This window comes from Gemmatimonas sp., assembly GCF_044344655.1.
In the GTDB taxonomy this organism is placed as follows: Bacteria; Gemmatimonadota; Gemmatimonadetes; order Gemmatimonadales; family Gemmatimonadaceae; genus Gemmatimonas.
In genome coordinates this window covers 1-8,452 of the sequence record NZ_JBIJCN010000077.1, presented here as the reverse complement: position 1 = coordinate 8,452, position 8,452 = coordinate 1, and the positions used below count along the sequence as shown (strand labels likewise).

Genomic DNA, 8,452 nt, shown 5'->3' with positions numbered 1-8,452 from the left:
ACTCAGACCCCGACCCCGACGCGCCAGCGCAGCGCCGCGCCAGCCCATGCAGCGACTCCGACCGTGGGAAGGCCAAGACCGTCCCGGCAGTGCCCAGACCGCCGTGGCAGTGCTCCGACCGTCGTGGCCGTACCAAGACTCAGACCCGGCCCCCGACCCCCACGTGTCAGGCCGTGCGTCGCCGTGTCACCATCAGCCCCGCCCCGATGCTGAAGATCGTGATGGCGATGATCTGCGCCGTCGTGAGCCCGAACGTGAGCGTGTCGTCCTTGGCGCGGAAGAATTCCACGATGAACCGCTCCACGCCCGCCACGATGCAGTACAGCCCGAACAGCCACCCTTCCTTGTGGGGGTGCGAGCGGAAGCGCCACAGGATGGCGAACATCAGGAACCCCATCACCGTCTCGTACAGCTGCGTGGGATGCACCGCGACCATGTCGAGCGGATTGGTACCGGCCGGAAACGACACACCGAACTGGCTGCTCATCACACTGACCGTGCTCGGCGGTGCGCCCTCGGGGAACTGCGTGGCGAGGAAGCCATTCCACGGACGGCCATAGTCGTCACCCACCGCCCAGCAGCCCGTGCGCCCCACGCTGTAGCCGGCGGCGATCGCGATGCCGGCCACGTCGGCGATGCGGAGGAAGTTGAGTTTCTTGTACTTAATCGTAGCCCAGCAGAGCGCCACCGAGCCCATGAAGCCTCCCCAGAACACGAACCCGCCGCGGCTGAGGAACGCCGACGGATCGCCCGTGAGCACCACGTAGTACGTTTTTGCGCCAATGAGCGTGCCGATCAGCGCCGCCATCACCAGATCGGGGATGGCCTCCGCTTCCTTGGCGTGCCCACGCCGCCACAGCTCGCGCTGACAGATGATCTGTGAGATGGCGAATGCCGCCAGCACCGCCAGGCCGAAGCCGGTGAGCTCGAGCGGACCGAGGTGGAAGACCGTGGGGTGGTGCAGGATGGGAGCAAGCATGCTTAGAACATACCCGGGATCGGCAAGGATGCCGTAGCCGTCATCGTCGGCTCGGCGTGTTCGCCGCGCAGCACGCGGAAGAGCCCCGCGGCGGCAATCATGGCGGCGTTGTCGGTAGCGAGGCGTGGGGATGGCGCGAAGACCTGCCCGCCACGCCCGGCGAACCGTTCGCGCATGGCCAGCTGCAGCGCTCCGTTGCAGGCCACGCCTCCGCCCAACACCACGCGGCCTCGGCGGTGCGCCTTGGCGGCACGATAGACCTTCTCGACCAGCGTTTCGATCACGGCGTCCTGGAAGCCGCGCGCGATGCTCGGCTTGTCTGCCTCGAGCGTGCCTGACTTGTCGGCATGGCGTACCGCGTGCAGCACGGCCGTCTTGAGGCCGCTGAAGGAGCAGTCGTAGTAGTCCTCGTCGCCGATCACCGCTCGGCGCCGCAGCATGGGGCGCGCAAAGTGGTGCGGATGCCCGTGTGACGGGCTCTCGCCGGTGGCGGCGAGCTGTTCGACGGGGCGACCGCCCGGGTACGGAAGCCCGAGCAGCTTGGCCACTTTGTCGAACGCTTCGCCCACCGCGTCGTCGCGGGTTTGCCCGAGCAGCTGGTAGCGCCCCCACTCCGGCACATCGAGCAGCAGCGTGTGGCCGCCGCTGACCAGCAGGGCGGTGAAGGGCGGCTTCGCGTCGGGGTGTTCGAGCAGCGTGGCGAAGAGATGCCCCTCGAGGTGGTGCACCGGCACCACCGGCTTGCCGTGCGCGAAGGCCATGGCCTTGGCGTAACTGGTCCCCACGAGCAGCGCGCCCACGAGCCCGGGGGCGTGCGTGACGGCGATCGCATCGAGGTTGCCCATGGTCACGCCGGCGTCGCGCAGTGCCGCGTTGACCGCCGGCACGATGCCGGTGAGATGCTGACGGCTGGCGATCTCCGGCACCACGCCGCCGAAGAGGCGATGCACGTCCTGTGACAGGATCACCAGCGCGTCGAGCGACATCGCCTCGGGCGTGCCCGAGACGATCGCCGCCGACGTTTCGTCGCAGGAGGTTTCGATGCCGAGAACGCGCACGCTGCGGTGGTTACGATTTGGGCTGCGCGAGCAGCTGCTCGAGCAGGCGCTTGTTGCCGTCGTAGTTCTGCGTGAGATCCATGTGACCGATCAAACGCTTCCGCACCACCCCGTCACGATCGATGATGAACGTTTCCGGCACACCCGTGGTGCGATAGATCCCCTGGATGGCGCCGCTCGCATCGTGCAGCACCTCGAAGTGGATCCCGAACTCCTGCACGAACTCGCGGATCTTCTGCTCCTCGCCGGCGTTGTCCACGCTCACGGCCACGATCTTGAGTCCCTTGGGGCCGAGCTCCTGATGCAGGCGCTCGATCTCCGGCATCTCGATGCGGCACGGGCCGCACCAGGTGGCCCAGATGTTGAGCAGCACCACCTCGCCGCGGTAGTTGCTGAGGGACTTCATCTGCGGCGCGGGATCGAGCGTAGCCGCCGCGAAGCCCGGCGCATCGGAGCCCGTGGTCACGTTGGTGAGTTCGTCCTTGAGGAAGTAGGACGCGGTGAACGCCCCACCCACCAGGACGGCGACGATCCCCAGCACCACGATCCACTGCTGCTTTGCGGTCATACGGTCTCCGAACAGAGGCTGCGCAGGACGGCGATCTCCGCCTGCGGATTGGCGGCACCGAAGACGGCATTCCCGGCCACGAAGGTGTCGGCGCCGGCCTTCCAGCAGCGCTGGATGGTGTCGCGCGAGATCCCGCCGTCCACTTCCAGTACCGCGGCGCTCTGCGCCTGATCCAGCAGGAAGCGGGCGCGCTCGATCTTGTCGACCGAATACTCGATGAACTTCTGCCCGCCGTAGCCGGGGTTCACGCTCATGATGAGCAGCAGGTCGAGCATGTGCGCCACCTCTTCGATGGCGCTGAGTGACGTGCCGGGGTTGATGGCCACACCACACTTCACGCCCAGCTCCTTGATGCGTGCGAGCTGCCGGTCGAGGTGCGGCGCGGCCTCGGCGTGAATGGTGAGCACGTCAGCGCCCGCCTTCACGTAGTCCTCGAAGTAGTGCTCGGGTTCGAGCACCATGAGGTGCACATCCACCACCTTGCTGGTGGACTTCTTCACCGCTTCGATGACCTTCACGCCGAACGACAGGTTCGGCACGAAGCGGCCGTCCATCACGTCCACGTGGATCCAGTCGGCACCACCGGCTTCACACATGGCGATCTCGTCGCCGAGCTTGCGGAAGTCGGCACTCAACACGGACGGCGCAATACGAACGCTCATGGCGCACTCTGGGGCAAAAGGCGGAGCAGGGTGTCGGTGGGCGCGGTGCGGCCATCGCTCAGCACGATGGTGACCGCACCCTGCAGCGGCAGCATCTGCCCCGCTGCGGGAATGGTGGCGAGCACGGTGCCCGCCGGCTTGGGCGAGGCCTCGAACTGCACCTCACCCACTTGCAGCCCGGCGTCGAGCAGGGCGTTGCGGGCGGCGCCCTCGTCGAGGTCCACAAGTGACGGCACGGCGATACGCTCCGCCGGCATCTCCTCGGGGGTGGCGGCGCGCGCACTGTCGTCGCGTCGCTGTGATTCCGACGCGCGCTGCGCGGCGCCTGGCTCCCGGATGCGCCCCTTGGCGATGCTATCGAGCATGGCGGCGAGCGAGTCCACGCCGGTGCCGCGCCCGGGCTCGAGACGGTGCACGGTGAACACGCCGGCGCCGGCGCCGATCGACACCCCCGCCACGATGGCGACGAGCGCGCGCTTCCCCCACGTGGCGAGCGCCGGCGTGGTCGCCACCTTGCTCTTCGTCCGCTTCTTTGCCGTCTCGGCCATGGGATCTCTGTCCGTTCGCGCGCGATGCGTGGTGGATGCGGTGGATTACGCCGCGCGCCGCAGCCGGGCCGCGAAGGCGCCGTCGAAGCCGTGACGGTGTGGCAGCACACGCAGGCAGCCGTTGTCGAGCACGTCGTCGGGGACGGTGCCGGCGGGCGGTGCCTCGAGGGTGAACTCCGGGTGCTCGGCGAGGAAGGCGTTCACCTGCTCGTCGTTCTCCTCGAGTTCGAGTGAGCAGGTGCTGTACACCAGCAGCCCGCCCGGCTTCACCACCTGTGCCGCCGCGCGCAGGATCTGTTTCTGCATGGCACCCATCACGGCGAAGTCGCTCACCCGCAACCGCCAGCGCGCATCGGGGTGCCGGCGAAAGGTACCGGTGCCAGTGCAGGGCACATCCACGAGCACGGCATCGACCCGCACGGTGGCTGGTTGCCGCGCATCGGCCACGATCGTGACGAGTCGGTCGGCATCGAGGCGGCCGAAGCCGTCGAGCATGCGATCGACGCGCGACAGATTGCGGTCCGACGCGAGTACGAGCGCGGCACGGCGCGAGAGTTCGAGCGCCTTGCTGCCGGGGGCCGCGCAGAGGTCCGCCACGGTGCCGCCCTCAGGCACGCAGGCGTACTGCACCACGAGCGTGGCGGCGGGGTCCTGTACGTAGAACGTGCCCTGCTTGAAGGCGTCGAGTTCCGTGAGGGCGACACCGGCGGCAAGGCGCAGCGAGTCCGGCACGCGCGGCACCTCGAAGGCGTCAACGCCGGCGCCCTGCAGCGCCTCGGCCAGCCCCTCGCGCGAGACGCCGTAGGGGCGTACCACGATGTTGGCCGGCGCATTGTTGGCGTCGAGGAGCGCGCGCGTGTCGTCCATCCCCCAGCGTTCCGCCCAGCGCGCCACCACCCAACGCGGATGCGAATACGCCTGCGCGAGCGCCTCGAGCGGATCGGCCGGTACCGCGGGTTCGATCGTCTCGCGTTCGCGGTCGATACGGCGCAACACCGCATTGGCGAGCTTGCTGGCGCCGATGCCGTGCCGGCGTTTGGTCAGCTCCACCGTCTGTCCGATCGCGGCGTAGGGCGGAACGCTGCCCATGCTGAGCAGCTGATAGGCGCCCAGCCGCAGGAGGTCGGCCACCTCGGGGTCGAGCTTGGCGATGCCACCGCGCACCCGTTCGGCGAGGATGGCATCGAGGCGTCCGCGGGTGCGCAGCGTGCCCCACACGAGCTCCTGCACCCAACGGCGATCGCGCGCATCTAGGGGCTGCGTGCGGCGCTCGAAGGCGCCGTCGAGCAGCTGGCCGGCGCGCAGGTCGGCGAGCATGAGCGCGGCGGCGGTGCGCGACTCGGTCACCCCCGGGCCGGCGCTGCCATGTGCGTTGCCGCGCCCACCGCGGGGACCACGTGGAGGGGCCACGGGGCTCACGGCAGTGGTGGGGCCGGGGCGTCGAACTGCTGCCCCACCTGTACGCCGCGGCCGCGCGCCCAGGCGGCGGCGGTCATGCGCGCCTTGCCGCTGGGCTGCACGTCCATGAAGCGCACGGCGCCTTCGGCGCAGCGCACCACGAGCCCTTGGTCATCGGCGCTTCGCACGGTACCCGGCGGGCTGGCGAGTGCGGGCTCGTCGAGGTCGGCGTCGGTGCCGCGTCCGATCACACGCGCGCCGAAGCACTTCACTTCCACGCCGCTGATTGTGGCGAACGCACCGGGGCGTGGATCGAACGCTCGCGACACGCGCGACACCTCAGTGGCGCTCTGCGTGAAGTCGAGGCGCGCCATGCTGCGGTCGATCTTGGGGGCATAGGTGCTGCGCGCGTCATCCTGCGGCACGGGGCGCGACACGCCGGCCTCGATCAGCGTGAGTGCCTGCACGATCGCCAGCGCGCCCATTTCGGCGAGCTGGTCGTGCAGTTCGCCGTAAGTGGTTTCGGGGCCGATGGGGGTCCGCAGCACATGCAGCATGTCGCCGGCATCGAGGGCCGGCACCATCTGCATGATGGTCACGCCCGTTTCGGGCATGCCCTGCAGGAGGCTCGCCTGAATGGGCGCCGCCCCGCGCAGCTCGGGGAGCAGCGAGGCGTGGATGTTGAGGGTGCCGTGCGGTGGCAGGTCGATGACGGCCTTGGGGAGAATGTGCCCGTACGCCACCACCACCGAGATGTCGGGGGCGAGTTCACGCATCTGCTGCAGGAACTCATCACCGCGCGGCTTGAGCGGCTGCAGCACGGGCAGCCCTTCTTGCAGCGCGACGACCTTCACCGGCGACGGGTCGAGTTGTGTGCGCGAGCGTCCACGAGGCTTGTCTGGCTGCGTGACGACGCCCACCACGTCGTGTCCCTCGCCGAGGAGCGCGCGGAGGGGCGGCACGGCAAAGTCGGGCGTGCCCCAGAAGAGGATCCTCACGGGGACGCCGTCTCGTCAGGTGTCCGAGGCACTCGCGTCCTTCTCGGGCGGCAGGTCGCCCACGGGGAGGACGCGCAGGTTCTTCGGGTACTTGGCCTTCTCGTAGTCCCAGTCTCTCATGGCCGAACGCTTCTTGAGCATGCTGAGGCGATCGGTAAACAGCTTGCCGTGCAGGTGATCGATCTCGTGCTGCAGGCAGCGGCCGAGGAGGTTGGCGGCGTGCTCGATCTCGTACCACTTGCCGTCGATATCCTGCGCGCGCACGGTGATGCGCGTGTGGCGGTCCACGTCGGCGTAGATCTCGGGAATGGAGAGGCACCCTTCCTCGCCCCGCACGAGGCCGCCCTCCTTGTGGACGATCTCGGGGTTGATGACCACGAGCCGCACGTCGTCGGCATCGACCACGCAGAGGCGCTCGTTGCGGCCCACCTGGGGGGCAGCGAGCCCCACGCCCTTGGCGGCCTCCATGGTGTCGAACATGTCGTCGACGAGACGGCGCAGCGCGGGGGTGAACTCGGTGACCAGCTCGGTCTCCTGGCGGAGAATCGGCGAGCCGAAGACGTGGATATCGAGGAGGGACACGGTAACGGGAGCTGGCCGTGGTTTACGCGGTGGGCGCGCCAGGCGCGGCGGTGCCGCCCACGGCCGCGATACGGCCGCGTTCGACGATCAGCTTGCTCTCGCCGGACTTGATGGTGATGCGGTCGGCGAGCGTGGCCGCGCCGTCCTTGCCGGTGGCGGCGATGTGGAGGACTTCACCCACGATGCCGCCGGCCGTGACGATTTCGTCGCCCTTCTTGAGGGTCTTCACGCGCTCTTCGTGCTGCTTGCGCTGCTTTTGCTGCGGGCGAATGAGCACGAAGTAGAAGATCGCGAAGATCGCGCCGTACATGAAGATCATCTGCGGAACGGCGCTGGTGGGCGCGGCCTGCAGCAGGGCGAAGCTGGCGAGAGCGGGTGCGATCATGGGGTAGCGGTCTTGCTGGAGTGGTAGCGGGCGAGCCAGTCACGGCTCCAGCCCTCGAACGTGCCGTTCATCACGGCAGCGCGGGCCTCGCGCATGAGCGCGACGAGGAAATGTACATTGTGCAGGCTGAGGAGGCGGAGGCCGAGGATCTCTTCGGCGATGAACAGATGCCGGATGTACGCCTTGCTGAAGCGGGTACAGGCGGCACACTGGCACCCCTCCTCGAGCGGGGTGGGATCGGTCCGCCACTGGGCGTTCTTGATGCTGCGGCGGCCGGTGCTGGTGAAGAACGCGCCAGTCCGCCCCATGCGGGTCGGGGCGACGCAGTCGAAGAGGTCCACGCCGCGCGCCACGCCTTCGACGAGGTCTTCGGGAAAGCCGACCCCCATGAGATACCGCGGGCGGTCAGTGGGAAGTTCCGCGTCGACGACATCCAGCATGGCGTACATGTCGGGCTTGGCTTCGCCCACGGACAGCCCGCCGATGCCGTAGCCCACCCAGTCGCCCACGCCCTGGATGGCGCGCGCGGAGGCCACGCGGAGGTCGGCGTGGATGCCGCCCTGCACGATGGGGAAGAGGGCCTGCACGGGCGTGGGGGCGTTTGGGTCGTCCACCAGGAGCCGCTGGAATTCGGTGCGGCAGCGCTCGAGCCAGCGGATGCTGCGCTCCATGGCGACCTGGGCGAGGTCGTGCGGCGACTGCCCGGGGACGACGTGATCGAACTGCATGATCACGTCGGCGCCGAGGTTACGCTCGATGCGCATGACGGATTCGGGGGTGAACTGCTGGAGCGAGCCATCGAGATGGCTGCGGAACTCGACCCCCTCTTCCTGGATCTTGCGGAGCCCTTCGAGGGAGAAGACCTGAAAGCCGCCGGAGTCGGTGAGCACCGGGCCGTGCCACTGCATGAACCGGTGCAGGCCGCCCATGGTTCTGATCAGCTCGTCGCCGGGTCGAAGGCGGAGGTGGTAGGCGTTGCTGAGGATCATGGTGGCGCCGAGGCGCGTGAGGTCGTCGGGGTCGAGCGACTTCACGGAGGCAAGGGTGCCGACGGGCATGAACTGCGGAGTCTCGACGGGGCCGTGGGGGGTGGAGAAGACCCCGGTTCGGGCGCGGGCGCACTGCTGCGTTGTTTCGAAGCCGAAAGCGGCCTGGGGGTCGGGGCTCATGGGTCTGGGTCGGGGTCGTGGTACTGCCACCACAGTCTAGGTACTGCCACCACGGTCGGGGTACTGCCACCACGGTCTGGGTCGACCCACGGTCGGCGTCGCTGC

The 8,452-nt window shown here is 68.7% G+C and carries 10 protein-coding genes; all 10 read right to left on the bottom strand.

Features of this window, described 5'->3' with window-relative positions; translation table 11 throughout:
- Positions 1-166: 166 nt before the first annotated feature.
- Genes ACIQ51_RS13735 through tgt form a run of 10 tightly spaced genes read right to left on the bottom strand, consistent with a single transcriptional unit; the run spans position 167 to position 8,347 of the window.
- Positions 167-979 carry a prolipoprotein diacylglyceryl transferase gene (locus tag ACIQ51_RS13735; protein WP_396205626.1) on the bottom strand — a complete coding sequence of 271 codons (813 nt, stop codon included), beginning with the start codon at positions 977-979 and terminating at the stop codon, positions 167-169.
- A 2-nt stretch (positions 980-981) separates the two neighbouring features.
- The gene (gene tsaD / locus ACIQ51_RS13730; RefSeq protein ID WP_396205625.1) at positions 982-2,037 is read right to left on the bottom strand and encodes a tRNA (adenosine(37)-N6)-threonylcarbamoyltransferase complex transferase subunit TsaD; all 1,056 of its coding nucleotides are present in this window, start codon (positions 2,035-2,037) and stop codon (positions 982-984) included.
- Positions 2,038-2,047: 10 nt separating this feature from the next.
- The gene (locus ACIQ51_RS13725; RefSeq protein WP_396205623.1) at positions 2,048-2,605 is read right to left on the bottom strand and encodes a TlpA disulfide reductase family protein; all 558 of its coding nucleotides are present in this window, start codon (positions 2,603-2,605) and stop codon (positions 2,048-2,050) included.
- On the bottom strand, positions 2,602-3,267 hold the full coding sequence (gene rpe, locus ACIQ51_RS13720; protein WP_396205622.1) for a ribulose-phosphate 3-epimerase: 666 nt from the start codon (positions 3,265-3,267) through the stop codon (positions 2,602-2,604). The genes ACIQ51_RS13725 and rpe overlap by 4 nt, the downstream gene beginning before the upstream one ends.
- Complete coding sequence (locus ACIQ51_RS13715; protein WP_396205621.1) at positions 3,264-3,815, bottom strand: PASTA domain-containing protein; 552 nt, start codon at positions 3,813-3,815, stop codon at positions 3,264-3,266. Before ACIQ51_RS13715 ends, rpe begins: the two co-directional genes overlap by 4 nt.
- A 45-nt stretch (positions 3,816-3,860) precedes the next feature.
- On the bottom strand, positions 3,861-5,225 hold the full coding sequence (gene rsmB, locus ACIQ51_RS13710) for a 16S rRNA (cytosine(967)-C(5))-methyltransferase RsmB (protein WP_396205620.1): 1,365 nt from the start codon (positions 5,223-5,225) through the stop codon (positions 3,861-3,863).
- A 5-nt stretch (positions 5,226-5,230) separates the two neighbouring features.
- Complete coding sequence (gene fmt / locus ACIQ51_RS13705) at positions 5,231-6,211, bottom strand: methionyl-tRNA formyltransferase (protein WP_396205619.1); 981 nt, start codon at positions 6,209-6,211, stop codon at positions 5,231-5,233.
- A gap of 15 nt (positions 6,212-6,226) precedes the next feature.
- On the bottom strand, positions 6,227-6,793 hold the full coding sequence (gene def / locus ACIQ51_RS13700; RefSeq protein WP_396205618.1) for a peptide deformylase: 567 nt from the start codon (positions 6,791-6,793) through the stop codon (positions 6,227-6,229).
- A gap of 22 nt (positions 6,794-6,815) precedes the next feature.
- A complete protein-coding gene (yajC, locus tag ACIQ51_RS13695; protein WP_396205617.1) occupies positions 6,816-7,178 on the bottom strand; it encodes a preprotein translocase subunit YajC in 363 nt (120 codons plus the stop codon).
- Positions 7,175-8,347, bottom strand: a complete 1,173-nt coding sequence (tgt, locus tag ACIQ51_RS13690) for a tRNA guanosine(34) transglycosylase Tgt (protein WP_396205616.1) — start codon at positions 8,345-8,347, stop codon at positions 7,175-7,177. The genes yajC and tgt overlap by 4 nt, the downstream gene beginning before the upstream one ends.
- Positions 8,348-8,452 lie beyond the last annotated feature (105 nt).